23 protein-coding genes and 1 pseudogene are annotated in these 24,974 nt (G+C 37.3%); 6 read left to right on the top strand and 18 right to left on the bottom strand.

Annotated elements, in window-relative coordinates; all coding sequences use genetic code 11:
* Positions 1 to 29 precede the first annotated feature (29 nt).
* From ftsY to O3616_RS02885, 3 genes are read right to left on the bottom strand one after another with little or no spacing between them, the layout of a single operon-like run.
* Positions 30 to 1,319: a signal recognition particle-docking protein FtsY gene (gene ftsY, locus O3616_RS02895; RefSeq protein WP_371638042.1), complete on the bottom strand. Its 1,290-nt coding sequence runs from the start codon at positions 1,317 to 1,319 to the stop codon at positions 30 to 32.
* Between the two features lie 3 nt (positions 1,320 to 1,322).
* A complete protein-coding gene (locus tag O3616_RS02890; RefSeq protein ID WP_371638041.1) occupies positions 1,323 to 2,141 on the bottom strand; it encodes a Cof-type HAD-IIB family hydrolase in 819 nt (272 codons plus the stop codon).
* Positions 2,141 to 2,932: a Cof-type HAD-IIB family hydrolase gene (locus tag O3616_RS02885; protein WP_371638040.1), complete on the bottom strand. Its 792-nt coding sequence runs from the start codon at positions 2,930 to 2,932 to the stop codon at positions 2,141 to 2,143. The genes O3616_RS02890 and O3616_RS02885 overlap by 1 nt, the downstream gene beginning before the upstream one ends.
* 229 nt (positions 2,933 to 3,161) lie before the next feature.
* Between O3616_RS02885 and O3616_RS02880 the strand changes: the two genes are divergently transcribed.
* Complete coding sequence (locus O3616_RS02880) at positions 3,162 to 3,857, top strand: VIT family protein (protein WP_261102638.1); 696 nt, start codon at positions 3,162 to 3,164, stop codon at positions 3,855 to 3,857.
* A 41-nt stretch (positions 3,858 to 3,898) separates the two neighbouring features.
* Here the strand turns inward: O3616_RS02880 and O3616_RS02875 are convergent, their stop codons facing one another.
* A complete protein-coding gene (locus O3616_RS02875; RefSeq protein WP_371638039.1) occupies positions 3,899 to 5,887 on the bottom strand; it encodes an ABC transporter permease in 1,989 nt (662 codons plus the stop codon).
* 1 nt (position 5,888) lies between these two features.
* Positions 5,889 to 6,647, bottom strand: a complete 759-nt coding sequence (locus tag O3616_RS02870) for an ABC transporter ATP-binding protein (protein WP_000173358.1) — start codon at positions 6,645 to 6,647, stop codon at positions 5,889 to 5,891.
* A gap of 444 nt (positions 6,648 to 7,091) precedes the next feature.
* Here O3616_RS02870 and O3616_RS02865 point away from each other — a divergent pair, with 444 nt between their 5' ends.
* Positions 7,092 to 9,086: a DUF1430 domain-containing protein gene (locus O3616_RS02865; protein WP_371638038.1), complete on the top strand. Its 1,995-nt coding sequence runs from the start codon at positions 7,092 to 7,094 to the stop codon at positions 9,084 to 9,086.
* A 1-nt stretch (position 9,087) separates the two neighbouring features.
* Positions 9,088 to 9,738 (top strand): ABC transporter ATP-binding protein, encoded by a 651-nt coding sequence (locus O3616_RS02860; RefSeq protein ID WP_371638037.1) that lies wholly within the window; start codon positions 9,088 to 9,090, stop codon positions 9,736 to 9,738.
* Positions 9,739 to 9,841: 103 nt separating this feature from the next.
* Here the strand turns inward: O3616_RS02860 and O3616_RS02855 are convergent, their stop codons facing one another.
* The 4 genes from O3616_RS02855 to O3616_RS02840 form a co-directional block, all read right to left on the bottom strand.
* Entirely contained in the window at positions 9,842 to 10,114 is a 273-nt protein-coding gene (locus tag O3616_RS02855; protein ID WP_001085044.1) for a PspC domain-containing protein, read from the bottom strand.
* Positions 10,115 to 10,172: 58 nt separating this feature from the next.
* Positions 10,173 to 10,622, bottom strand: coding sequence for a SprT family protein (locus O3616_RS02850; protein ID WP_371638117.1), 450 nt, complete (start codon positions 10,620 to 10,622; stop codon positions 10,173 to 10,175).
* The gene (locus O3616_RS02845; protein WP_371638036.1) at positions 10,609 to 12,738 is read right to left on the bottom strand and encodes a Tex family protein; all 2,130 of its coding nucleotides are present in this window, start codon (positions 12,736 to 12,738) and stop codon (positions 10,609 to 10,611) included. The genes O3616_RS02850 and O3616_RS02845 overlap by 14 nt, the downstream gene beginning before the upstream one ends.
* Positions 12,739 to 13,162: 424 nt before the next feature.
* Positions 13,163 to 13,543, bottom strand: coding sequence for a PBECR2 nuclease fold domain-containing protein (locus tag O3616_RS02840; protein WP_371638035.1), 381 nt, complete (start codon positions 13,541 to 13,543; stop codon positions 13,163 to 13,165).
* A 155-nt stretch (positions 13,544 to 13,698) separates the two neighbouring features.
* On the opposite strand from O3616_RS02840, the gene O3616_RS02835 reads away from it, so the two are divergent.
* The 3 genes from O3616_RS02835 to O3616_RS02825 are packed head-to-tail and all read left to right on the top strand — an operon-like array spanning position 13,699 to position 15,548.
* A complete protein-coding gene (locus O3616_RS02835) occupies positions 13,699 to 13,830 on the top strand; it encodes an SPJ_0845 family protein (protein WP_050390233.1) in 132 nt (43 codons plus the stop codon).
* Positions 13,831 to 14,736: a permease gene (locus O3616_RS02830; RefSeq protein ID WP_371638034.1), complete on the top strand. Its 906-nt coding sequence runs from the start codon at positions 13,831 to 13,833 to the stop codon at positions 14,734 to 14,736. It begins immediately after the preceding gene.
* Positions 14,733 to 15,548, top strand: coding sequence for a TIGR03943 family protein (locus O3616_RS02825; RefSeq protein WP_371638033.1), 816 nt, complete (start codon positions 14,733 to 14,735; stop codon positions 15,546 to 15,548). The genes O3616_RS02830 and O3616_RS02825 overlap by 4 nt, the downstream gene beginning before the upstream one ends.
* Before the next feature lie 124 nt (positions 15,549 to 15,672).
* Here the strand turns inward: O3616_RS02825 and O3616_RS02820 are convergent, their stop codons facing one another.
* The 9 genes and pseudogenes from O3616_RS02820 to O3616_RS02780 all read right to left on the bottom strand — a co-directional run bounded on the left by O3616_RS02820 (position 15,673) and on the right by O3616_RS02780 (position 24,972).
* Complete coding sequence (locus tag O3616_RS02820) at positions 15,673 to 16,725, bottom strand: hypothetical protein (RefSeq protein ID WP_371638032.1); 1,053 nt, start codon at positions 16,723 to 16,725, stop codon at positions 15,673 to 15,675.
* Between the two features lie 8 nt (positions 16,726 to 16,733).
* Complete coding sequence (locus tag O3616_RS02815; protein WP_049487086.1) at positions 16,734 to 17,510, bottom strand: nucleotidyltransferase domain-containing protein; 777 nt, start codon at positions 17,508 to 17,510, stop codon at positions 16,734 to 16,736.
* A 19-nt stretch (positions 17,511 to 17,529) separates the two neighbouring features.
* Positions 17,530 to 20,880 carry a DEAD/DEAH box helicase family protein gene (locus tag O3616_RS02810; RefSeq protein WP_371638031.1) on the bottom strand — a complete coding sequence of 1,117 codons (3,351 nt, stop codon included), beginning with the start codon at positions 20,878 to 20,880 and terminating at the stop codon, positions 17,530 to 17,532.
* A gap of 28 nt (positions 20,881 to 20,908) precedes the next feature.
* A pseudogene (locus O3616_RS02805) lies at positions 20,909 to 21,054 on the bottom strand (restriction endonuclease subunit S); the annotation flags it as partial.
* 451 nt (positions 21,055 to 21,505) lie between these two features.
* Positions 21,506 to 22,471, bottom strand: a complete 966-nt coding sequence (gene xerA, locus O3616_RS02800; protein WP_261016902.1) for a site-specific tyrosine recombinase/integron integrase — start codon at positions 22,469 to 22,471, stop codon at positions 21,506 to 21,508.
* A gap of 119 nt (positions 22,472 to 22,590) precedes the next feature.
* Positions 22,591 to 23,004: a type II toxin-antitoxin system death-on-curing family toxin gene (locus O3616_RS02795; RefSeq protein WP_371638030.1), complete on the bottom strand. Its 414-nt coding sequence runs from the start codon at positions 23,002 to 23,004 to the stop codon at positions 22,591 to 22,593.
* A complete protein-coding gene (locus tag O3616_RS02790) occupies positions 23,001 to 23,237 on the bottom strand; it encodes an AbrB family transcriptional regulator (protein ID WP_000260607.1) in 237 nt (78 codons plus the stop codon). Before O3616_RS02790 ends, O3616_RS02795 begins: the two co-directional genes overlap by 4 nt.
* A 59-nt stretch (positions 23,238 to 23,296) precedes the next feature.
* A complete protein-coding gene (locus tag O3616_RS02785; RefSeq protein ID WP_371638029.1) occupies positions 23,297 to 24,439 on the bottom strand; it encodes a restriction endonuclease subunit S in 1,143 nt (380 codons plus the stop codon).
* Positions 24,436 to 24,972, bottom strand: a complete 537-nt coding sequence (locus tag O3616_RS02780) for a restriction endonuclease subunit S (RefSeq protein WP_371638027.1) — start codon at positions 24,970 to 24,972, stop codon at positions 24,436 to 24,438. The genes O3616_RS02785 and O3616_RS02780 overlap by 4 nt, the downstream gene beginning before the upstream one ends.
* Positions 24,973 to 24,974 lie beyond the last annotated feature (2 nt).

Raw genomic sequence — 24,974 nt, 5'->3', positions numbered from 1 at the left:
TTTGTTCCTTGCAGGATTTTTGCTTCTGATTAGATTAAGCCTTCCAAGAGACCCTTCATAAAGTTTTCTGAGTTAAACTCGCCAATATCATCGATTTTTTCACCAAAACCAATCAATTTTACAGGAATATTGAGTTCTTCACGGATAGCTAGAACAACACCACCTCGAGCAGTTCCATCAATCTTAGTCAAGACAATTCCCGTTAAAGGAGTGATTTTTGAAAATTCTTTGGCCTGTACAAGAGCGTTTTGACCTGTTGATGCATCAAGTGCCAAGAAGGTTTCATGCGGAGCTTCTGGTACAACACGTTTGATAATACGACCAATCTTTTCCAGCTCAGCCATGAGGTTGTCCTTATTTTGTAGACGACCAGCAGTATCAATCATAAGAATATCGATACCTTCAGCCACAGCACGTTCCATGCCATCAAAGACTACACTGGCTGGGTCAGCTTTTTCAGGTCCAGTTACAACTGGAACGTCAACACGACGGCCCCATTCAGCTAGCTGTGCAACTGCACCTGCACGGAAGGTATCTGCCGCAACCAGCATGACCTTCTTACCAGCTTGTTTGTAGCGGTAAGCTAGTTTCCCGATAGAAGTTGTTTTCCCAACACCATTAACCCCAACAAAGAGCATGACTGTCAAGCCATCTTGGAAGTGGATGCTTTCATCGTAGTTGCCATCCTTTTCATAAAGCTCAACCAATTTCTCTATGATGACACGGCGAAGTGCGTCAGGTTTCTTGGCGTTTTCTAGCTTGGCTTCGTAGCGTAACTCCTCTGTTAAGTTAGAAGCGACTTGTACGCCAACGTCACTCATAATCAGCAGTTCTTCCAGTTCCTCGAAAAATTCTTCGTCAACAGAGCGGAAGTTAGCAAAGAAGGCATTCAAGCGAGCACCGAAGCCTGTACGAGTTTTCTTAAGACTGCGATCATATTTTTCCTGAACAGTTTCTTCTACTTGAGGTCTTTCTGCTTCAAGAACTTCAGAACTATTTTCTTCTACAGTTCCTTCGTGCTCAAGCTTCTCTTCATCTGAGACTTCTTCTGAGTGTGGAAATTCTTCTATTTCTTCTTGATGAACCTCTACAGCTGGCTCTGAATCCAGACTTTCTTCAACTTTGTCTTGATTTTCCTCTTCTTGGAGCAGAGCTTGTTCAACAATTTCAACCTCTGCTTCTTCCTGAGAAACTTCCTCAGCTTCTGTAAGGGCAGGCTCAGTAGTTTCAGACAAATCAAGATTTTCCAGAGCTTCTTTTACAACTTCTTCGATTTTAGGTTCTTCTTTTTTTCCGAATAGACGGTCAAATAATCCCATATCTTAGTTCTCCTTTAGCACATATTCTTTGATAGCCCAGGCGACAGCTTCCTCATCATTGGTCATTGGAGTCACTACATTTGCGACTGCCTTGACTTCAGGAACAGCGTTTTGCATGGCAACACCGAGCCCTGCCCATTCAATCATAGAGAGGTCATTGGCCTCGTCACCACAGGCCATGACTTGGCTTTGGTCGATTCCAAGATGGCTGATTAGTTTTGCCAAACCTGTTGCTTTATGAACATTCTTTGGTGACCACTCTAGCAACATTTCTCGTGATTTAAAGATTTCATATTGGTCAAACAATTCTGGAGAAATCTTCTGAATGGCTGCATCCAAGGGTTCTTGAGCAAAGGCAGTCACGCACTTATTGTAGGTCATTTGACTAGATAAGTCTGCAAAGTCCACTGGAACAAAAGTCAAAGCTGGATTGAATTTGGCATACAGACTTTCTTGGTCGGATTGAATTTGATAAACAGTTCCTTCTGAGATGGCATCAAGAGGAAGTGATAATTTCTCTGTTTCTTCATACAAACGTGCCACATCATCATATGAAAATACTGTCTTATCAAGGATTTCACCTGTATTTTTCTGAACCAAACCACCATTAAAAGTAATGGTATACTCATCTTCCTGACCGTCAGTCCCTAGCTCATGGAGAAAGAAATCCATAGCTTTTAAGGGACGGCCCGTTGTCAATACGACCTTGATACCACGATCACGCGCAGCTTTCAGGGTTGCCTTGGTACGATCCGTCAGTTTTTTATCAGTAGTCAGCAAGGTCCCGTCCAAGTCCAATGCAATCAATTTTATATCTGCCATTATAAGCCCTCCATATAAGCTATAACCGACTGGTCCTTGTGGTGACCAATTACAGTCTCTGCTAATTCTAAAATTTCTGGTCGCGCATTTTCAGGAGCTACAGGATGTCCAACAACCTGCATCATGTGCAAGTCATTCAGATTGTCTCCAAAAGCCATGACCTGATCCATGGTGATGCCAAGTTTTTTAGCTAATTCAACAATAGCCACTCCCTTATCGACATAGTCCAGAACAATATCAATGGATTCAAAGCCAGTTGTCATGGCCTTAACACCAGAGACATTTTCGTTTACCCAAGCTTCTCCAGCTTCCAGCGTTTCTTCTGTGAAGTTGGTTGTGAATTTGAAAATGTCATCAGTAATATCTTCTAAACTCGCTACTTTTTGGATATTTTCATTATAGTGCTGGCTCTCTTTCAAATAAGTTTCATCAACCGTATCTAGAACATAAGAGCCTTTTTTGCCCGTCAAGAGCAATTTATTGATATCGACATAAGGTGACGTTTTCAGCATTTCAAAAGTTGATAGATAAAACTCACGAGACATAGTCGCTTCATACAAGTCCTGACCTTGATATTCTACCAAACTGCCATTTTCCGCGATGAAAATAATGTCATCACGAACATCAGCAAATAATTTTGCTAGTGACAGAAATCCACGCCCTGAAGCTACCGCAAAGTAAATGCCTTTCTCCTTGTAGGAAGCCAAAAGAGACTTGAGGCGGTCCATATCAAAGCGTCCATTCCCATCTAGGAAGGTACCGTCCATATCTGTTGCTACTAGTTTAATCATAAAATCTTTCTTACTCCGATTAGTAAATCTACCTTCTATTATACCATAGATAACTAGAAAAAGGACGAGTCTATCAGCTTTACTTCTCTTTTATAATCTATACTAGCTAATGATGTTTCTAACTTTTAAAAAGGCTCGTTAAATTAAAATCGTGCAACTTTTTTCAGACAGTTTTAAAAGATTGATTTCCTTATATTTTTCCTTTATACTGGATAAAAAGGAGAATAATATGTCAGAAACAAATCATGAAATTGATTCAAATTTTGCAGGTCGTTTAAATATCCTGCGTGCGGGCGTTCTTGGTGCCAATGATGGAATTATTTCCATTGCTGGTGTGGTTATTGGGGTTGCCAGTGCAACGACCAATATCTGGATCATCTTTTTATCAGGCTTTGCAGCTATCTTGGCAGGTGCCTTTTCTATGGCTGGTGGAGAATATGTATCCGTTTCAACTCAAAAAGATACCGAGGAAGCAGCCGTTGCGCGTGAGCAAGTCTTGCTAGACCAAGATATGGAACTAGCCAAAAAGTCTCTCTATGCAGCCTATATCCAAAATGGAGAATGTGAAACCTCTGCTCAACTCTTGACCAACAAAGCCTTTTTAAATAATCCGCTTAAGGCTTTGGTAGAGGAAAAATATGGGATTGAGTATGAAGAGTTTACCAATCCTTGGCACGCTGCTATCTCTAGCTTTATTTCTTTTTTCCTTGGTAGCTTACCACCCATGCTTTCAATTACCATTTTCCCAAGTGAATACCGCATCCCTGCTACTGTCCTTATCGTCGGTGTGGCCCTTCTTCTCACTGGTTACACTAGTGCCAAACTTGGAAAAGCCCCAACCAAAACAGCTATGATTCGGAACCTCGCTATTGGCCTCTTGACCATGGGAGTTACTTTCCTTCTCGGACAACTTTTCAGCATTTAGAAGACAAGAAATACCTCGATTTCAAAATCGAGGTATCTTTTTTACATTTGCACAATCTTGCGATAACTTCTTGAAGTAATCATGAAAATCAGCACATAGGCGATGAGGAAGATAGCGCAGATAGACAAGGTCACAATCAACATCATATTCGTATCTATTACACCAATCACTTTTAAAATCAGACTAAGCATATGGTAGGCAAAGGCGAGATGTATGAAGGCAAAAAGCAAAGGAAGGAAGAAAACAGTTAAAACCTGTTTGTTGATGGTTTGCTTGATTTGCTTTTGATCTAAACCAACTTTCTGCAAGATAATAAAGCGTTCACGGTCTTCATAGCCTTCAGAAATTTGTTTGTAGTAGATGACTAGAACGGTTCCGACCATAAAGATAATGGATAGGAAAATACCGATAAAGAAGACACCACCAAAGAGGGCACTCATTTGAGCACTAGCATCTGCTAGATTGCTACCATACACATAGCTACCTTCAGTGTTTAATTGAGCATTAAACTTTTGTAAGTATTTTTCATATTCTTCAGCGACTTTGAGTTGTTCTTCTTCACTGATATTTACATTTATACCACCGTAAAGCTGATTATAGATAGCCGAATCTGGGAATTGATCCAAAAATGCTTGTAAATCAGGAACAACAAGGTAATTGTAATCAGTAGTAAAAATATTAAACTGATTTGGAACATGGTTCACAATAAAATCTGTATTAAATTCTTCTTTGACAGAAAATTGATGGTTATTTAGAGTTAGAGTTTTCTGTCCTTTCAGTCCGTCATTTTTAGCAAAAAGACCAACCTCATTCCCTGATAGAGACAGTTTTTGACCAGTCATATTTTCATAATCTTTTTGGTCAAATACCATGAAAACTGTTTTTGGTTGGACACGATTTTGTCCTTTTTCAAAAATAGTTAACTTGGTTCCTTCTTGATTTGCAATACCAAAGTTACTGTAACGAAGCACTTCTTTCTCTTTGACACTATAACCTTTGTCACTTGCAAACTGGCTCAAGAGTTTGTCCAAATCTTCTTTTTCAACATTTTGTCCAGTAATTCCAAAGTCATGCGGATTCATCACTTTTTTAAAGGATTCTGAAGCATTGAAAATGCTTGTCGCTGCAGACATAGTAACCAAGACCATTGTTGACAAAATAGCGATAGTTGCTAGTCCAACCGCATTTTTCTTCATACGGAAAATCAAGTTGGAAACAGAGATAAGATTATTTGGTTGGTAATAGTATTTCTTGTTTTTCTTTAAGATTTGAAGGAAAACGGTAATTCCTGCATTAAACAAGAGATAGGTACCAAAGATAACCAGCAAAACAGCTAAGAAGAAAGTTGTTAAAGCTGTAAGAGGATCTTTTACCGTAAGGGCAAGATAATAGCCAATCCCTAAACTTATGGAACCAAGAATAGTTTGGAGAGGTAGGAAACGACCTCTTTTCTCTCCGCTTGCTTTCTCACGCGAGAGCTGGAGGGCATTCATACGGGCGATTCGAAGGGCATTCAGGAACATAAGGCATAGGAAAATCAATCCAAAGACAACAAGTACTGCAATGACAACATTCATTTGGAAGGTAGCGACCAGCTCAACCTTCAATTTCATCAGTTTGAGCAAGAAAGCGAAAATTAACTTGTCAAACAAGGCTCCAATACCGATTCCTGCTCCAACAGTTAGAATTCCAAACACCACTAACTCCTTAAAGGTCATACTGATTAAATGGCGCTTTTCCAATCCCAACATGCCATAAATTCCCAGTTCCTTGGAACGATTTTTCATGACAAAACTATTGGCATAGAGGACGATAATGGCTGACGCAAGGGTGACGACAAACATACCAAATCCAAGTGTAGCCTGAATGGTTGTTCCTCCACGGATTTCCGCAATCTTAGGATTAAAGGTTAGAGAGTAAAAGAGATAGGTCACGGTGACTGCCAAGAGAACAGCCAGCGCAAAAGGATAGTAGAGTTTGCGGTTTTTAATCAAGTTCGATACCGCTAACTTATTGGTTAATCGAAACATACTAATTCACCTCGCTTGCCATGACAGTCAAGGTATCAGAGATTTCTTGGAACATCTGACGTTCTGTCTTCTCTCCACGGTAGATTTGGTTGTAAAGAATGCCGTCTTTGATAAAGAGTACACGTTTAGCTCTGCTAGCTGCTGCTGTTGAGTGAGTTACCATGAGAATGGTTTGGCCACGCTCATTGATTTCATCAAAGACATCAAGTAAGGCTGCAGATGACTTGGAATCAAGGGCTCCTGTTGGCTCATCCGCAAGGAGAATTTCAGGTTCTGTGATGATGGCACGGGCTACTGCCACACGCTGTTTCTGACCACCAGAAATCTCGTAAGGATACTTCTCTTGCAATTGGTTGATACCTAGATTCTCAGCTGTCACCACCAATTTTTTCATCATCTCCGTAATAGGTCTTCTTGACAAGACAAGCGGAAGCAGGATATTGTCCTTAACAGACAGAGTATCTAGCAAGTTAAAGTCTTGGAAGACAAAGCCCAATTTTTCACGACGGAAGCTAGAAGCCTGAGAATTTTTAATGGTTGCGGTGTCAGTTCCATTCAAGTAAACCTGCCCACGACTTGGTTTATCCAGCATAGCTAGGATATTGAGAAGAGTTGATTTACCAGAACCAGACTCACCCATGATGGCAACGTAGTCACCTTTTTCCACGGTAAAGTGAATATCCTTGAGGGCTTCTACTTGGTTGCCCTGAAAACGAGTTTTATAAATTTTTTGAACGTGTTTTACATCTAAAAGTGTCATGAGAATCTCCTTTCTTAATATCCCATCAAATGAAATGTTGCTTGTATCATAGCGCATCCCAGCTGAACACGCTCGATTTCTTTGTGACTTGGTTTTCTAGTTTTCTTATGTAAGATTTGTTTCATGATGTTACTCCTTTGTTCTTTATGAGTCTAGTTTACATCAAAAAAAGACTGCTTGCCATAACCTAACCTTACAAAAGAGACTTTAATCTTACATTTTTGTAAGATTGGAGAATTTTTTGAAAATATCTACTATACGAAGTCCTATCATCACTTGTTTTATTTTTAAAAAAAGAGCAAAATAAAATTATGAAAGGGTTTTCTTCGACACCTTGTAAAGCTTTAGTTTTTTAGTGCTTATTTTAAAAAGTAGTAAGCTATAATTCGCATAACTGCAATGAAGAGGGAGGTTGATCTCCCTCTTTTTTAGAAAGAGGTTCCTATGAAACGTATATTTCTCTTCATCAGCAATCTTCTTCTTGCACTCTTTCTGATTGGTGCTTTGTCCTTTTGGAAAGACTCTCTTCCACAAACCCTGTTCCCAGGTGCAGCAGTATTAAGCGGACAAGCAGATTATTCTACCGTTAAGGAAAAATTAAATAGTCTTGCTAAAGAACATAATAGTCTTATCGCAAGAACCATTTGGGAAGTAGATAGTGATGGAAAATCACAAACTTACTACGAAGTTTTTGGAGATGGGAAACTTCCAGACTGGATGCCTCAAGCAAGTCAAGAAAGTATCAATAAAAGTAATCTTCTCAACAATTACAATATTATCAGTGGATCGCTAACAAATCAAGAATTAGCTGTTCACCTTAAACAACTTGGACTAGAAAAAGTTAACACATTTGAAAATAATAGAGTCTCCTTCGTATTGACCCTCATTGCCCAACCCAATCAACTTACTAGTCTTTTCATTTTTTTATTAACCTTTTTATCACTTATTGTTATCGGACAGATTCAATCTCTCTCTCAATCAGGAATAAGACTGATTAATGGAGAACGTCTCAGAAATCTCTTCTTTCGTTCTATCATAAGAGACGAACTTGATATCCTTCTTTTCGGCTTGCCTGCTTTCCTAATAGCTAGTGTTTTAGTAATTTACCTAGGCTATCCTTATGAAATTCAGACTTTTTTAGTAATACTATTTATTTTTTATAATAGCCTGCTTCTCTTGCTAAGTCTTCTCATCGCTTTTCTTTTTACTATTTCTTTAAAAAGAGTTCATCTTATCTCTATCATTAAAGGAAAATTACCAATTAAGTCAATTTTACGTATTCTTTACTTTGGTCAAGCTCTGTCTATCTTATTAGTTATTGTAGGATTTGGGCGCTTGTCCATTGATCATCATATATTTATGAAAAATGAGGCTGGACAAGCTACTTGGAAACAACACTCCAATATTGTTAATCTTCAAACAGGTCGTTCAAGTCAAAGAAAAAATATAGATGAACTCAAAATGAATGCTAATAAATGGTTTGACTTTATTCAATATTCTTTAGAAAATGGAAATGCCTTTCTAGTCAAACATAATCTCGCTATTCAAGCTATAAAACATTCTCTTTCAAGTCATAATGATTCTGAACAAAATCCCTATGACTTGGAAGGGAAAAATATGCTCTATGTAACACCTGACTACTTCAAAAAAGAAGGTATAGAGTTAACATCAGAAACCTTTAAAAAAATCAATAATCTAAAAGATGGACAGGTTCTTGTAATACTACCTCAAGAACAAAAGAAAAATGAGGAACAAATAAAACAAAACATACAAGAAGATTTAACTAATCGATTATACAATAGTGATACAAAGCATAGAGTCGAAGTTAGTATAACTTATACTGATCAAAAAAAAGATGTATTCATTTATAATACTACCCATATTTCTTATGATCAATGGTTGTCAACCCCTATTTTTATCGTAGTTTCTCCTAAGGCACTTGGAAAAGATTCTTCTATATTTTGGTTTACGAATCTAGAATATCTCTATTTTACCGATTTACAGCAAACACAAGAACTTTTGAAGTACTATCAACTTGATCCTATGATTTCAGGATTATCCTTTGCTAGAGAGACCTACCTCCAGTTAAATCAAAAAATTAAAATCGAAATTTATAGTAATTTAGCGAGTGGTATTTTTGCTATCTTGACTTCAATTTTACTTTTTACAAGTTTAAACCTACTCTATTTTGAAGCCTTTCGCAAAACCATATTCTTGAAAAAAATAGCTGGTTATTATTTCTTTGAATTACACTGTAGATATATCACTTCTCAAATAATAGCTCTCTTTGTCGGAAGTAGTCTAGCTTTCATTATTTCTAAGAATATCTGGATTACCCTGATTTTATTTCTCAGTTTTTCAGGTTTAGCTGTTTCTCTATTGAAAATCTGTGATAAAAAGGAAAGTAAAACTTATGCTAGCATTATCAAAGGAGGATAGTATGATTGAATTACAACATATTTGGAAACAATTTGGTTCTCGTGTCATTTTTTCAGACTTGAGTCTTAATTTTCAAGGTGGTATGGTGTATGCATTGATAGGAGATAGTGGTTGTGGCAAAACCACTTTGCTGAATATGCTAGCAAAACTAGAGACTTTCGATAAAGGGGAAATATTTTACAAAGGAAATCCTTTGACTTCAATAAAAAATGAGGAATTTTATCGTAACGAACTTGGCTATCTCTTCCAGAACTTTGGACTATTAGAAAGTCAGACCATTCGAGAAAACCTTGAGCTGGGAATGATTGGTAAAAAAAAGAACAAGAAACAAGAAAAAGAAAGACTTCTTCTTCAAGCACTGCAAGCTGTAAGACTGGATTATCTAAGTCTCAACCAAAAAATCTATGAATTATCTGGTGGTGAAGCTCAACGTGTAGCACTTGCCAAAATTATCCTGAAAAATCCTCCTTTGATTCTAGCTGATGAACCAACCGCCTCACTAGATCCTAAAAATTCCAAGGAAATTATGGAAATTCTCCTTGAACTTCGTAATGCTAATAGAACAATTATCATCGCAACTCACAATCCTAGTATTTGGAAAATGGCTGATCAGATAATTCGGCTTTCTAAAGACGAAACAGATTATAATTAAATACCAAAATCCCTTGTGGCTATGTAGCGACAAGGGATTTTCATCATTTATGCTACTTCTTTTAAGTAACATAGTGCAAATAATAAATATTTCCTGTTAAACCTCACCAAAACCAGCCTTCATTATCGTCAATGGCTTGAGCTTCTTTGCGTTTACGTGGGCCTGTTCCGTACATTTCTGCTTCGATTTCTTCCTTGGTTGGCATGATAGAAGCTAGGATGATATAGATAATCACGCCAAGTCCAAAGTTTGCGACTGTAAAAATAGCAAATAGAAAACGAACAAGGGTAACATCAAAGTTCCACTTGTCTGACAGACCTGCCAGAACTCCTGAAATCATGCGATTTCTTCTCATTTTATAAAATTTACTGTTCATGATATTTCCTCTTTCTGCTATGTTAGACATAGTATATCACGGGTAGGCTCGGCTTTCATCAGTCCTCAGGCTGATTTATTAGTAGCAATTTACCTCGACAAACTCCACAGCGATAGCGTTTAGTATCAATCCTTCTCTTGCGCTGATACCTTTGTTGGCAGGATTGACAACGATAAAGCTTGAGTGGTTTGGAGTGGCTATTTGTCAAGGAGGGCACAAAGCGTAATCCATCCACTGCTTTCAACAGTTCCTTAAAATCCCTATCCTTGTGTTGATAGCCCTTCCCTTGAAAATAGAGGTGATAATGACAGAGTTCATGTCGGACAATTTTCCTAAAAATATCTAACCCTAATTCCTGATAAACCTTGGGATTAAAATCCAAATGCCCATCTTTTGGGAAAAATCGCCCACCTGTCGAACGTAAACGAGAATTCCACTGGGCATGATGGATAAAAGGTCTGCCGAAGTCTTCTAGTGAAACCTGCTTAACATAATCAGTCAGTTTCATTTGGAGCGAGGAGCGACAGATTGACTTTTTCACGTTCAGTATCAATTTTCTTAACCCAGACTGTCACCAAATCACCAACGGATACCACTTGACTAGGGTGTTTAATAAATTTGCGACTCATGTGGGAAATATGAATCAAACCGTCCTCGTGAATCCCGATATCAACGAAGGCACCGAAATCAACGACATTACGCACCACACCTTCTAGCTTCTGACCTACCACTAGGTCTTTGATATCTAGGACATCTTGGCGAAGCACAGGTGCATCAAAGGAATCACGGAAATCTCGACCTGGTTTGAGAAGATCTGCAATGATATCTTTAAGAGTTTCTGGACCAAGGTCTAGCTCTTGCGCCATATCCTTGACTGAAAGGGACTTGAGTTTACTTTGGGCTTCTTCATTCAAGTCTGTAATGTCCAAACGTTTGAAAAGTTCCTTAACGGCAGCGTAATTTTCTGGGTGAACTCCTGTATTATCAAGGATGTTGCTACTTTCAGGGATACGGAGGAAACCAGCTGCCTGTTCAAAGGCCTTGGCCCCCAGACGAGGAACTTTCTTGATTTGGGCGCGTGAAGTGATTTTTCCTTCCTCCTCACGGTATTTGACAATATTTTCAGAAATGGTTTTATTGAGTCCAGCGACATGGGAGAGAAGAGCTGGGCTGGCTGTATTGACATTGACACCGACTTGGTTTACCACTGTATCGACAACAAAGTCCAGACTCTCAGATAGTTTCTTCTGACTGACATCGTGTTGATATTGACCGACACCAATTGACTTAGGATCGATTTTGACCAACTCTGCAAGAGGATCTTGCAAACGACGTGCGATAGAAATAGCAGAACGTTTTTCAACGGTTAGGTCTGGAAATTCCTGACGAGCAAGTTCGCTGGCAGAATAGACCGAAGCACCACTTTCATTGACGATAACATAGCTGACTTCAGGGAAATCTTTAAGAACTTCCGCCACAAAGGCTTCACTTTCACGACTAGCAGTACCATTTCCGATGGCAATGATTTCCACGCCGTACTGACCAATCAAGTCTGCCAGATCTTTCTTAGCTTCTTCGATTTGACGAGCTGATGCTGGTTTAACAGGATAAATAACCTGAGTTGTCAGCATTTTTCCTGTTGCATCCACGACAGCTAGCTTGGCACCTGTACGAAAGGCTGGGTCAAATCCAAGAACCACGCGCCCTTTCAGTGGAGCAACCAAGAGGAGATTGCGCAGGTTGTCAGAAAAGAGTTGGATAGCCCCTTCTTCCGCTTTCTCAGTCAATTCTGTCCGAATACGTCGCTCGATAGCAGGCAAGACTTTTTTCTTAACGGATTGCTGAACCACTTCATCAATATAAGCATTTTTCACCTTGAAACGAGTAGCAAAGAAGGCAAGAATACGGTCCGTCGCATGTTCAAAACCGACCTTCAAGACACCTAGCTTCTCCCCACGATTGAGGGCCAAGGTACGATAACCCTGCATATTTCCAACTGTCTCTGAAAAATCATAATAAATCTGAAAAACCTGCTTTTCATCGAGACTTTCATTCTTGACTTGAGAAGTGAGTTTAGAGTGTCTCAGCACTTCCTGATAAGTCATAGCACGTAAATTGACATCCTCCGATAAGGCTTCGACCAAGATATCAACTGCACCAGCTAAGGCTTCCTTGCCAGTCGCAAATCCTTCACAGACGAACTTTTCAGCTTCCTTCTCTAAGTCAGTTACATTCTGCAAAATCAAGCGAGCAAGAGGAAAGAGTCCAGCTTCACGGGCAATGGTTGCCTTAGTCCGACGTTTTTCTTTAAAAGGTAGATAGAGTTCTTCTACGTCTGCTAATTTTTCGGCAGCTAAGATAGCTTCTTCCAATTCCTTGGTCAGCTTGCCTTGTTCTTGAATCTTAGCTAAGACAGCTTCCTTACGGTCGTTGAGGTTGGTCAGACTTTTATCCAAGTCAATAATAGCCTTAATCGCCACCTCATCCAGACTACCAGTCATGTCCTTGCGATAACGCGCGATAAAGGGAATAGTTGCCCCTTCAGCTGTTAAAGACAAGACAGTATCAATTTGTTTTAAGGTCACACCCAAATCTTGGGAAATTTTTAAATATTTTTTATCCATAAACCTATTATACCATAAGCTAAACGTTTCAAATTACCTCTTACAATTTTAAAACATAAGTTGGGAAATAAATTTACTTCATTTCAATATTCTATTCATTGAGAAGGTTTCAATTTAGAATTCTACTAGATTACAAAAGAATCTATGAGTAATTTCACTGTTTTTATTTTTTACAAAACGCTTTATAAAACTATTTGTTGAAGTTAACGAATCAATTTTCAGAGCAAATAAAAAAACCTCAAGCCTGAGCCTGCGGTTAGTGTAATCTATTTTGAAATTTTAAACAAAAAAGGAGCATTTAAGCCCCTCCTTTGAAATAACGGACACTTGGCTGGTCGGTGTACCCAGCATCTCAGATACCTTCTTCAAGGTGCGGCAGGAACCTTTCTGCCCTCAAATGTCTTTCGTTAATGTTATTCTAGCACTATCTACTTTTTTTGTCAAGCTTTCTCAATCTACCAGACTTAATACGACTTTGTAACTTGTAATCTTGTAAGCGATACATGGTCGGAACATAAAAGAAATCGCCACTTTTATGTAACTTGATGGCAACAAGAACATTATCATCAAATCTTTTTACGTATTCAAAACTAGCATCTTTCTCTCGTGGATTGACCCCAACGAAATCTGGATTACTTAATATGAGTTCCAGATCTTCGATATGATGAATCACATCATTGTGATGGCGTTTTATCATATGGCTTCTCAAACCTTCTTTGTTAACTTTGATATCACTAGCTTCAAGAACAATATTAAAAATTTCTTTTACTTCGTCGGTCACCTGACCGATTTTTTCGTGTTCCATCATTTCCTCCGTTATTCCACAATTATTATATCACAATCATAGTGTATATTAGGATATATCACGCTCTATTATTCGTTTGATACTCAATTTTAACTTTTCCTTTTTCCTCAAAATAATAGTATAATAGAGGTAGAATTTAGAATCGAGGTACACCTATGGCTGTAAAATTTACAAAACGAGACGACTTGGACAAGATGTTTGAAGAGTTTGCCAAACTCCCTGATTTGAAACAAGTTACTTTCCCTGATGACAAAGAGAAAAAAGCTAAAGTAGAAAAGAAAAACTAGATGACTGCTTTTCAACAACTCCCATCTAGCGTGCTTCAGACTGGGGCTATTTTTCTCTCTATAATCATTGAAGCCCTCCCCTTCGTTCTGATAGGAAGCATTGTCTCAGGGTTGATTGAGGTTTATATCACACCTGACAAGGTTTATCATTTTCTCCCTCGAAATCGTTGGGGGAGAATCTTTTTTGGGACCTTTGTCGGGATACTTTTTCCCTCTTGTGAATGTGGAATTGTCCCCATTATCAATCGTTTTCTGGAAAAGAAGGTTCCCAGTTACACAGCCGTTCCCTTTCTTGTAACAGCACCTGTTATCAATCCTATTGTTCTATTTGCGACCTATTCTGCCTTTGGCAACTCCTTCCATGTCGCTCTATTACGAGCTCTAGGTTCCATTGTAGTGGCTGTGATACTTGGGATTTTTCTAGGATTCTTCTGGCAAGAATCGATTCAAAAAGAAAATCGTTTGGTCTGTCATGAACATGATTTTTCTCACTTGACCCCTGCAAAAAAAGTTTTTCAGGTTTTTGTGCAAGCCATTGATGAGTTTTTTGATATGGGACGCTATTTGGTATTTGGCTGTCTTTTTGCCTCTATGATACAGGTCTATGTTCCGACTCGTATTCTTACTTCTATCAGCGCAACCCCTCTTTTTGCCATCCTGCTCTTGATGCTTTTGGCCTTTCTTCTTTCTCTCTGCAGTGAGGCGGATGCTTTTATCGGTGCTTCTCTTCTCTCAAGTTTCGGATTGGCACCAGTTCTGGCCTTTCTCGTCATTGGCCCAATGCTGGATATCAAAAATATTCTCATGATGAAAAATTACTTGAAAGCACGATTTATCAGTCACTTTATTACGATTGTGACTCTTGTCGTCTTAGTGTATTCTCTCTTGATTGGAGTCATCCTATGATTCGATTTTTAGTTTTAGCTGGCTATCTTGAACTGACCATCTACCTCCATTTATCGGGCAAATTAAACCAGTACATCAACATGCACTATTCCTATCTGGCCTATATTTCCATGGTGCTTTCCTTTATCTTGGCTATTGTTCAATTGTATATCTGGATGAAGCAAGTCAAAACCCACAGTCATCTGAATAGCCGATTGGCAAAGGTGACGAGTATTGCTCTTCTGGCCATTCCAATTGTAGTCGGCTTAACTTTTCCAACTGTTAGCTTGGATTCTCAGACCGTTTCAGCAAAAGGCTATCATTTCCCCTTATCAGAAGGCACGGATCAAGCCATTCAGACAAGCGAAGGGACGACAAGCCAATATTTGAAACCAGATACCAGTTCTTATTTTTCAAAATCAGCTTATGAAAAGGAAATGCGAACTGCGGCGGATAAATACTTATCCCAAGATAGTATTCAGATCACCAACGAAAACTATATGGAAGTCATGGAGGCTATCTACGACTATCCAGATGAGTTTGAGGGCAAGACAGTCCAGTTCACAGGCTTTGTCTATAACGACCCCAGTCATGCCAATAGCCAATTCCTGTTCCGCTTCGGCATTATCCATTGTATCGCGGATTCTGGTGTCTATGGATTGCTGACCAAGGGAAATACCCGTCAATATGAGAATAACACCTGGATAACAGCCAAAGGAAAACTGGTCAATCACTACCATAAAGAACTCAAACAAAACCTCCCAACCTTGGAAATCGACAGCTTTACCAAAGTCGATAAACCAGAAAATCCCTATGTGTATCGCGTGTTTTAAAAAACGAGATAAAGACATAAAAAACAAAACGAACAAGTTCTCTTCTGATTAAGTAAGAAGAGCCTGTTCGTTTTTTGTTAAATAGTCTATAGTAAGATGTCATTTTTGATGTTTTATAACTTTCTTATGTTGTATAAAAATCTATTGACAAATCGCTATCAGACTCGTATTTTTTCCAAGCTAAGCTGAATCCATAATAATCTTCAAATTCAGAGTGCCAGTCATAATAAAGTGGAATACGACTATATTTTCTTGCAACAACTTCGTCTTCAAATTCTGGAGACTCCCCTGCAGTAATACCAAATTGAAGGCCATTTAGTTCCCAGCTATTGCCCCAAACATTTTCATCCGAGAGAACATCGATCCATCTCGAGGCATCAATATCAAAATCAGCACACAACTCTAGTTCATAGAATCTTCTACAGTTAATTTCTGAAGGTTTTATATAAAGGGCACTATCTACTTGGTACTTTTTGTCTTTGACTTGAATCTGTGTGATTTTCATTGGAATCGGAACCCCATTTAATTCTAACCAGAAATAGCCTAAGGGAGTTTTGATAACATAATATGTTTGCTGAGGCACAGGTTTAGCGTTTTTAGAACAAGCATCAAGAATTCTTCCAAGCTTAATTAAATTTCTACAAACATTTTTCGAAGTGATTGGGTCGAAATGTGAATACCTACGGATGACACGTTTTAACTTTTGAACAGGAAAAGTGATATCCTTTGGTAGGGCATGGTACTTCTGCACAACTAAAGCAGTTTTTTCAGTATTTTCCTTCCCTACTGGGACAATGACAGCATGCCCAATATGGATATTTGGGTCATCGCAGATATAAGTATAGCCATTTCCTCCCTCTTGAAACTCAACAACAACGATATTTAACTCTTGATCAGGAGCGAAAAGTGGTTCTGCTTTTGCACTTGTCTGGCGCTCATAAAAAGTGAAACAACCTGTATTATCCTCTTCGCCAAAGACCATAAAACTACCACAATTGGGACATTTCCACATATAAAAGGAAGCCTCTGAAATGTCTTCATAAGAAATTCTATCATGTTCATCAGTATTGTTAAAAATTTCTTCAAACAACTCATCCGAATAAACCGAATAAGCATTTGGATCAGGGGCTTTGTGGTCGTTCATTGCTTGACCACATCTACAAGTCCATTTTCCCATAATTAACCTCAGTCACGACTTAATTCTTCAAGGAAAAATTGATTGAGAGCTTTCCAGTCTTTCTTTTCCTCTGTAACACTTTGGACGTAGTCATCCAGCTCTTGAATATTTTTGATGATGAAGTCCTGAATTGGCTCTATCGGCTCAATTTCCATTCCTTCAGGTCCCTTTACCTTTATATCAAGCAAGCTAGACACATGGTCTTTCATTTCATCAGGGAGCAATTCTTTGACCAAATCATCAAACAAAATCGGTGGAACAGAATGATATTTTTCAATCCAACGACAAGCTAAAATAGGACGAAGTGCATAGAAATACTTTTTAGGTTTGACCTTATCTCCTAAAAGATACTTATTCATTTGAGTTCTAGCAGTATTCAAGTAATGGTGGAGCATCTTTTTCTCAGAAAAATACTGACTAACAAGCGGACGGATACGGTCAATAAAGCCTTCGTCTTGCTGGTAAACGATTGGCGACTGTAACCACTCAAAGAGGGTTGGATTTGACTTATAAAGCAACTTTAAAGCCTTGTCCAAATCCCAGCCACTCACATCCCAAGTATCGTCAATTGGTAGTTCGATGACATCTCGATGATCGTTCAAGCTTAGATAAAAATCTTGCTTGTGCTTGTATACGAAACGCACATCAAAATCACTATCGGGAGACTCAAAGCCCCAAGCACGACTACCAGACTCAATAGCCCACAAAACTGTGACATCGAAATCACGCTCAATTTCTGCTAATTTTTCGGGTACCAGAACATTCATTTCTTCTTGCGTTTGCATGGTAGTTCTCTTTCTATATTCAAGCTACTTCTTCAGCTCGATTATTGATTAAGTCAATTGTTTGGACAATATTCCTCAATACTGGTATTTGATGTTGAAATAGTACTTGTACGGATCCATAAGATTTAAACGGTTCTTGTGTCAGCATTGACTTATCCATATAACCATTTTCAACGACATAATCGACAATCAATTTCACAAAAGAAATTTGCTTAGCATTAAGGCTTTCATCTGACAAGAACTTAGAAAACACTTGATTAGTGGCCTCTCTATTCAAACCAATAATCTCCCGCACCAATCTAGGAATAGCCTTGTTCTCATAGTGCTGCTGATAGTCAGTTTTACTTCCTAATTTTTCCCATAATAGAGTTTCTAATGCTAATAAATCTTGAGGAGTCAACTTCTTGTTATGATACAATTTAGAAATTGCTTCCTCATCCAAATGAGCTTTCAAATAATGCTCAACTTTTTCGTTATAGGATCGAAGATCATTTACCTGCAAATAAGGAGTGGTTTCATATACAGTGGAAAGAATTCGATCTTCAAAATTGACATAATATACTTTTCGGTTCGTTTTATCTAAGAATTGCAATAAATCCCTTAGAGAAAGGCGTATTTTTTCAAGTTCAGACAAGCTTACTTCCTCCCAAAATTCAGGTTCTTGCACTTTCCTGATAATTTCAGCCTGTACAAAGACCTGAGGGATATTGCCAACAGAAGCAAGAGCCTGAGCAGTTTTCATAACTTGAGATATATGAGTCCGTGATGGCTTAGAGGTTAGTTGTCCTACTTGAATTTCTAACATCCATAAATCAAATCGTCTCGCCATTTCATTTTCTTTATCTTCATCAAACATGAGAGGAGATATATGAGTATGAAGATTTTCACATGAAATCGTTGTAAGATTTTGCCAATTTTCTAATTTCTTATAGGTATAAACCATATCTACGACCATACGAACTCTAAAGTCTAACTCATTCAAGCCCTCTACATGACTATGAAGTTCTGAGATGAGTTGCTGACGATACTCTCTTGCAAATGGATCCTCTTGATAGTGAAAGTCTTGCAGTTCACGAATCAAGTCCACCTTGATATTAAACAAACGCTGTGTTAAGGGAACAATATGACGTCCATTTCCTTCTCTCGGATCTGCTTTGAAATATTCAAAGTTGTCACCATAATCAAATACCAAGAAGTTTTCCTTATTCTGATCAGGTCCAAACAAATCTTTACAGAGACGCGTTCCACGACCAATCATCTGCCAAAATTTTGTTTTTGAGCGAACTTTCTTGAAAAAGACTAAATTGACAACCTCTGGGACATCAATACCTGTATCCAGCATGTCAACTGAAATTGCAATTTGAGGATATTTCTCCTTAATTTTAAAATCATCAATCAAGGTCTGATAATGTTTAATACTATAATCAATCACCTGAGCATAGTCGCTCCCCTTTTCAGGATATCGTTTATTAAAAATCTGTCTAATATATTCCGCATGGTGATGATTCTTGGCAAAGATGATAGTTTTTCCAATCTCATCACCCGAAGCCGTCTGAATCCCTCTCGTCATTAGTTCATCTAGAACAATCTCTACTGTACCTTTATTAAAAATAAAGGAATTAAAAGCTCCAGCATCAATGTCTTTTTCTAGACTATCATCTTCAAATTGGCTATCAAAATATTCTTTATCTTCTTGGGATAGATCATCGTAATGAAGCCCATCTGTAGGTAATTCTAACTTTGTTTCAATCGAATGATAGGATACCAAGTAGCCATCCTCAACAGCCTTTTCAAGATCATAAGCATAGGTAGGAACACCATTTTCCAAGTTAAAAAATCCATAAGTGTTTTTATCAAGGTCCTGACGAGGTGTGGCCGTTAAGCCTACGATTCTAGCATCAAAATAATCAAAAATTGTCTTGTATTTTTGATAAATAGAGCGGTGGGACTCGTCAATAATGATAAGATCAAAATGACCAACAGTAAAAGGGCGTTGAATGACTTCTTCCTGATCACTAATAGCTCCAATCATGGTCGGATAGGTAGAAAACACCATACGACTTGATCGTGCCCCAGCTTTATCCTCTAAAAAGTTACAAACCGAAAGATCTGGAAGTAATTTCCTAAATGAATCATAAGCTTGTTTTACAAGAGATGTTCGGTCAGCTAGAAAGAGAATATTTTTAACCCAATTGTGACGTGATAGGATATCAACAAGAGAGACTGCTGTACGAGTTTTCCCAGAACCAGTTGCCATTACCAAAAGAGCTTGTCTTCGATTGTTAGAAAAAGCCTCACAAACACTTGCAATCGCATGTTTCTGGTAATATCGTCCAGAAATATCGTCTCTGATTTTACTAGAAATATCTTCCAATGGTTTTTGCAAATGTCGTCTGTCCATCAATAATTGCAATTCTTCTTGAGAATAGAATCCTGCGACCTGGCGACGATTTACACCATCAAGAATGTAGTGCTTGAGGCCATTTGTAATAAAACAAATCGGTTGATAACCTATTTTTTCCTCTAGCGCATTAGCATATTCCTTAACTTGTACTTCACCGACTTCTGGATTAACTGCAGCCTTTTTGGCTTCAATAATTGCTAAAATCTTTCCATTTTTACCATAAAGTACATAATCACAATAACCTGTTCCCGATCCGTGTTTCAGTCCATTAACAGCGACTTCAACTCGACAATTTTCTTCAAATGTCCAACCCGCTAATCGTAAATCAATATCAATAAAGAGTTTTCTCGTCTCAGCCTCAGATAACTGATCGATATGAAAGGAAACCTCTTGCCGTTGAGCAGCAGTTTCACGTTTTTCTGTATAATTTTCTTGAACTTCCAAGGACTGTACAGCCATTTGTTCATGAAAGTCAGGCATAACAGGTAAACTGTCTTGCAGTTCCACCATGGCTTGTGGTGTTTCTCTTTTCTTGACACTCTCTGAAATTGGCAATAACTTCTCGTCAAAAAAACGTTCCACAAACTCGTTACTGTAGCAGTAATCAATAAAATTAACAAACTGATACAAATGATGCAAAGCCAAAATAGCTTCTCGTTCCTTAATCTCTCCGCCATGAGCAGCATGATTACCCCAGCGTATCAAGAGAACCATCTGACTATGAAGTTCTGAATCTACGATTTCTCTGAAGTCATCATCCCACACTAATGAAGACAAGGTAGCACGATAAGGGGCTTCTAAATAGGAATCATGGCTATAAATCCAATGAACAGCCTGCTCCAGGGCACGGCGAGCCATGAAAGCTGTCGCTACAGTGGATGTCGCAATCATACTTTCAGCTTCTATACAGGGCTTTGAAAAAGATTTATACTCTTCGTTATTTAAAAGAAAATCAAAATTTCCCATTCTTCTCTCACTTTGAATAAATAGATAGCTATATTATACTAGATTTCAAGCTATTTCTCCACAGTTTTATAACTATCTGACAAGCAAATTGTGATTTGTCTACCTGAGCCACAAAGTCTGCGAACTCGTTTTGGAGGGAAAGAGGGGGGAGGGGACACATAAACTTAGCAATTTAGATTTATTAACTTTAGGTAAATTAGTCCTACTTGAAAACGATAAAATAAAGTTCAAAAAATAATCACTTCTTAACACATGAGCAAGAAATATCCTATTCATTTTTTCTTCAACTGTTAGAATTGGATAGGCGTCTGCTGAACATACTCCCACAAAATCAGGAAGTGCTACTTTATTTAAATTTGGTCTAATCTTACTATAAATAATGTGCTTATTAGTAAATAAATACTTTCCGCTACTGATTTGATCTTCTCCCACTGTTCTATAACCTATAAGTTTTCCAGTATTTTTTTCAATACTATCTATTCCAATGTGTGGTAAGTCTATGAAATTGCTAAAATCGTAAATCATTTTTGTATCAAATTTTGCAAACTCATTAAACAAAGCATAATCCCACTTAAATTCATTTAAAAATAAGTCTCCAAACATCTCGTTAAATCGGGATTTGCATTTAAGAGATGAATTTCTGATGGGAATGTTTGACATTACTTTGGTTGACCATAGCATAGGCAAGGGTTGTATCAATTTTGCTATGACCTAGTAGTTTTTGGACTTGTTCAATAGGCATTCCTTTATCAATAGCCTTTGTCGCTAAAGTTCTTCTGAATTTATGTGGATGAACCTTTTGTATTCCAAGTTTTTGTCCTAACTTTCTCAATCGAATCTCGACACCGGCAATCCCAAGTCTCTGGGCTTTCCCAACTAACGTTACAAAAAGAGCAGAATGGTTATCTTTTCTATCATTGAGATAGTTTCTCAAATGAATTTTCGTACGAGCATCAAAATATACTGGTCTCTCCTTTTTACCTTTCCCAAATACAACACATTCACGATTTTCAAAGTCAATATCAGAACGATTCAACTGGACAAGTTCACCTACACGCATACCTGTTGATGCTAATAGATCTATCATTGCCAAATCTCTTAAATTTTCACAGTTATCCCTCATAATTTCCAGATGTTCATCCGTATAAGTTTCTTTCACAGTTTGTTCTGTCTTAATTTTTTTTATCCTTCGAATAGGGTTCTTGATAATATATTCCTCTTGCTCAAGCCAAGCAAAAAAAGAGGACAATATACGCCGAATATTGTCCAAATTCGCCTTACTACAATCCTTTTCAGACTGATAATTTGCTAGATAACTTCTCAAATCATCTGTTGTCAGTTGTGTCACAGACTCCTTAATATGATGAAACAAATTTTCAATTGTTCTCTGATAATAACGTATTGTTTTTGCGCTACAGCCCTCCACCTGCTTAGCAGTTATGAATAGTTGCAACAGATTATTATTCGAATGCTTTTGCTTCTTTTTTCCATCCACTAGATGTCGTTCTAAACTTTCTCGCAATGCTAGTAATTGTTCATTGTTTAAAAGTGGTAACATTTCTTGTATGATAATTGTAACTTTTGATTCCATAAATTCTCACTTTCATTATTACTCATCAATAAAAAGAGACAATATCAGTTTCTGCATTACAGAATTCTAATATTGTCTTTTCATTTTTTCTTATGCTCATTTCAATCAAGTATACTATCTTACTTTTTGACCTTTTCTGTGACAGAATGTTGAGAAACCCATTTAGAATAGCTTATCATTTTTTCATCAGTTAAAGTTTCTACCGCTATAGTCACACACATATCAACCGATTCTTCCACAGAAACAGAAAAGTGATAACCATTTAATTGTAAAAATTTCACCAAAACGAAGAAAGCAGTTCGTTTATTAGCGTTGGCAAAAACATGCTTCTTGATTAATTGGACAAATAGTATCGTTGCCTTATCAAAAATCGTTGGATAAAGAGGTTTACCGAAGACAAATTGTTCTGGTAAATTGACAATCATATTTAAAGCCGAAGGACTAACTGTTTGAATTTTTTCATTAGGTGAATACCGTTGAATTGCTAAAGCATTGATTTTTTCAATTTGCTTTTCTGTTAGATAGATTGTCATTTTTCCACCAAAGCTTTGAAAACATCATCGTATTCGTCAAAAATTTTGTCCAAATTTAAGTCAAAGGCATCATCAGATACATAAGAAATCTGATGTCCAGACTCTTCAGGAGTAAAGATAATTTCACCACTTGGTAACAATTTCGCTTCGTATTTAACACCACTTGGAATATTGAATTCACTGGGAATGGTAATGGTTATTGAATTTCCTTGTTTTCTTGTTTTTACGACCATCTGATTTCCTCCTTTGAAGTATTATAACAAATAATTACCGTAATTACAATGACAGAATATCAGCCAAAATACTTCTGCATAAGAGATTTCTTCAAAGTTTCAAGTTCATCTAGTGATTTTTGAATTGCCAATTGTGATTTGTCGACCTGAGCTACAAAGTCTGCGAATTCGTTTTGGAGGGAAAGAGGGGGGAGAATCAGTTCAAAATTTTTAATCAGTTGACCGTTTAAATTAGGTTGATTTCCTCCTCGTCCAAGTTCTCGTAATTCGCTATACCTTAGCATTAATTGATGCCAAATAAAAACTGGATTATCTATTTTATTTGGAAATATAGCACCACATGCTTGGTTGCTAGTAGATTCAACTTTGAGGATTGCACTTCTTCCTCTTGTTTGTCCTTGACCATACATAGCAATTAATATTGTATTAACTGGAAAAAGTTTAAGAGATGTACTCTCTAAAGCAAATTTTGTGATTTTTTCCTCAGTTTCCGTAATTTCTTTATTTATTACCTCAGTTGTTTTTACCCAATTAATCGTTCCGCTATCCCAATATAATTTATTATCTCTTGATGGTGTACTTCCACTAGAAAGTTCAAATTTTTCACCTATTTTATATTTGGGGAATAATGTAGTATAAAAATCCCCAAACATCTCGTTAAATCGGGATTTTACAAGATATTCAAACTCAATCAACTGTTCTTTTCTAGTATAAATAAGTTTATCAATTTTTTTTAGAACTTTAACTTGTTTCCTCTGTATACCATACGTTGGCAAAAAAATCTCAATATCAGATACTATACTTTTAGATATTTCCTTAAATGTTGCTCCTCGCCCCAAAATATTCAAATAATTTTTTCTTGATTTAAAAAAATAATATAAATACTCATTGTTGATTTTATTTGAGCAGATAAAATTTTTAAAACCTTGATTACAATACATCTCACATCCTGAAATTGCAACTTTACCAATCGGAGCACGAGACGATAACAAAACTGTTCCCGTAGGAAATGATTTCAAGCCCGTTTCTTCAATTCCTAACTTAGTAATTTTCCGTTGTGTGTCAAAAACAATAAAATCATCATCACTAATTTCTGCAGGAGTAATCCATTTGTATTCTCCATTCCAATAATTTGGATTACTACTCTTTGGAGTTGAGCCTGTAACTATTTCACAAATTTCACCCAATTTCACTTTTTTCATGCAACCACCTCCTCGAAATATCGGGATTTGACGAGTTCGTTATATTTTTGAATTTGTGCTTCCTTTTTTGTAATTAATTTCTGAATGTCAGATATTTTTTTTGAGATACTAATTTGTGTATGATAATTTGGTAAATTTATCTCAATTTTATCTAAAGAGGATTTTGTTAACTTCCCTCTAGTTGAACCTGTGATATATGACGTTAAATCTAAATAGTCAAGAGTAAGCTTGATATAGTTAATATCAACACCTGTTTTCATTTTAAGTACATGGGCATGGTTATTAACCCAACACTTTTCATTCATCACATAAGTACATTCTTCTTCTTTACCCCAATTGCCACCATCCTCAGCAATACAAAGAATTTCTTCACTTTCGTCAAAAATATATTCATCTATATAATCAATAATATTATTTGCACCACAATACGGATATTTTTTTGAGAAGGATTTTTCTGATCGTTGAAGATTGTTAAGGGGTTTTCTACGATTATCTATATTAATTGCCACTTCCCCCAACTTCACTTTTTTCATAT

Origin of the sequence: Streptococcus sp. 27098_8_86, from assembly GCF_041432595.1 — a bacterium.
GTDB lineage: Bacteria > Bacillota > Bacilli > Lactobacillales > Streptococcaceae > Streptococcus > Streptococcus pneumoniae_F.
Note: the sequence above shows the minus strand (reverse complement) of the source record. Positions and strands in the feature narration are given on the sequence as shown.

Bases quoted from the DNA above. Each gene is read 5' to 3' on its own strand.
- ftsY (WP_371638042.1), bottom strand. From the start codon at position 1,319: ATGGGATTATTTGACCGTCTATTCGGAAAAAAAGAAGAACCTAAAATC.
- O3616_RS02890 (WP_371638041.1), bottom strand. From the start codon at position 2,141: ATGGCAGATATAAAATTGATTGCATTGGACTTGGACGGGACCTTGCTG.
- O3616_RS02885 (WP_371638040.1), bottom strand. From the start codon at position 2,932: ATGATTAAACTAGTAGCAACAGATATGGACGGTACCTTCCTAGATGGG.
- O3616_RS02880 (WP_261102638.1), top strand. From the start codon at position 3,162: ATGTCAGAAACAAATCATGAAATTGATTCAAATTTTGCAGGTCGTTTA.
- O3616_RS02875 (WP_371638039.1), bottom strand. From the start codon at position 5,887: ATGTTTCGATTAACCAATAAGTTAGCGGTATCGAACTTGATTAAAAAC.
- O3616_RS02870 (WP_000173358.1), bottom strand. From the start codon at position 6,647: ATGACACTTTTAGATGTAAAACACGTTCAAAAAATTTATAAAACTCGT.
- O3616_RS02865 (WP_371638038.1), top strand. From the start codon at position 7,092: ATGAAACGTATATTTCTCTTCATCAGCAATCTTCTTCTTGCACTCTTT.
- O3616_RS02860 (WP_371638037.1), top strand. From the start codon at position 9,088: ATGATTGAATTACAACATATTTGGAAACAATTTGGTTCTCGTGTCATT.
- O3616_RS02855 (WP_001085044.1), bottom strand. From the start codon at position 10,114: ATGAACAGTAAATTTTATAAAATGAGAAGAAATCGCATGATTTCAGGA.
- O3616_RS02850 (WP_371638117.1), bottom strand. From the start codon at position 10,622: ATGAAACTGACTGATTATGTTAAGCAGGTTTCACTAGAAGACTTCGGC.
- O3616_RS02845 (WP_371638036.1), bottom strand. From the start codon at position 12,738: ATGGATAAAAAATATTTAAAAATTTCCCAAGATTTGGGTGTGACCTTA.
- O3616_RS02840 (WP_371638035.1), bottom strand. From the start codon at position 13,543: ATGGAACACGAAAAAATCGGTCAGGTGACCGACGAAGTAAAAGAAATT.
- O3616_RS02835 (WP_050390233.1), top strand. From the start codon at position 13,699: ATGGCTGTAAAATTTACAAAACGAGACGACTTGGACAAGATGTTTGAA.
- O3616_RS02830 (WP_371638034.1), top strand. From the start codon at position 13,831: ATGACTGCTTTTCAACAACTCCCATCTAGCGTGCTTCAGACTGGGGCT.
- O3616_RS02825 (WP_371638033.1), top strand. From the start codon at position 14,733: ATGATTCGATTTTTAGTTTTAGCTGGCTATCTTGAACTGACCATCTAC.
- O3616_RS02820 (WP_371638032.1), bottom strand. From the start codon at position 16,725: ATGGGAAAATGGACTTGTAGATGTGGTCAAGCAATGAACGACCACAAA.
- O3616_RS02815 (WP_049487086.1), bottom strand. From the start codon at position 17,510: ATGCAAACGCAAGAAGAAATGAATGTTCTGGTACCCGAAAAATTAGCA.
- O3616_RS02810 (WP_371638031.1), bottom strand. From the start codon at position 20,880: ATGGGAAATTTTGATTTTCTTTTAAATAACGAAGAGTATAAATCTTTT.
- xerA (WP_261016902.1), bottom strand. From the start codon at position 22,471: ATGGAATCAAAAGTTACAATTATCATACAAGAAATGTTACCACTTTTA.
- O3616_RS02795 (WP_371638030.1), bottom strand. From the start codon at position 23,004: ATGACAATCTATCTAACAGAAAAGCAAATTGAAAAAATCAATGCTTTA.
- O3616_RS02790 (WP_000260607.1), bottom strand. From the start codon at position 23,237: ATGGTCGTAAAAACAAGAAAACAAGGAAATTCAATAACCATTACCATT.
- O3616_RS02785 (WP_371638029.1), bottom strand. From the start codon at position 24,439: ATGAAAAAAGTGAAATTGGGTGAAATTTGTGAAATAGTTACAGGCTCA.
- O3616_RS02780 (WP_371638027.1), bottom strand. From the start codon at position 24,972: ATGAAAAAAGTGAAGTTGGGGGAAGTGGCAATTAATATAGATAATCGT.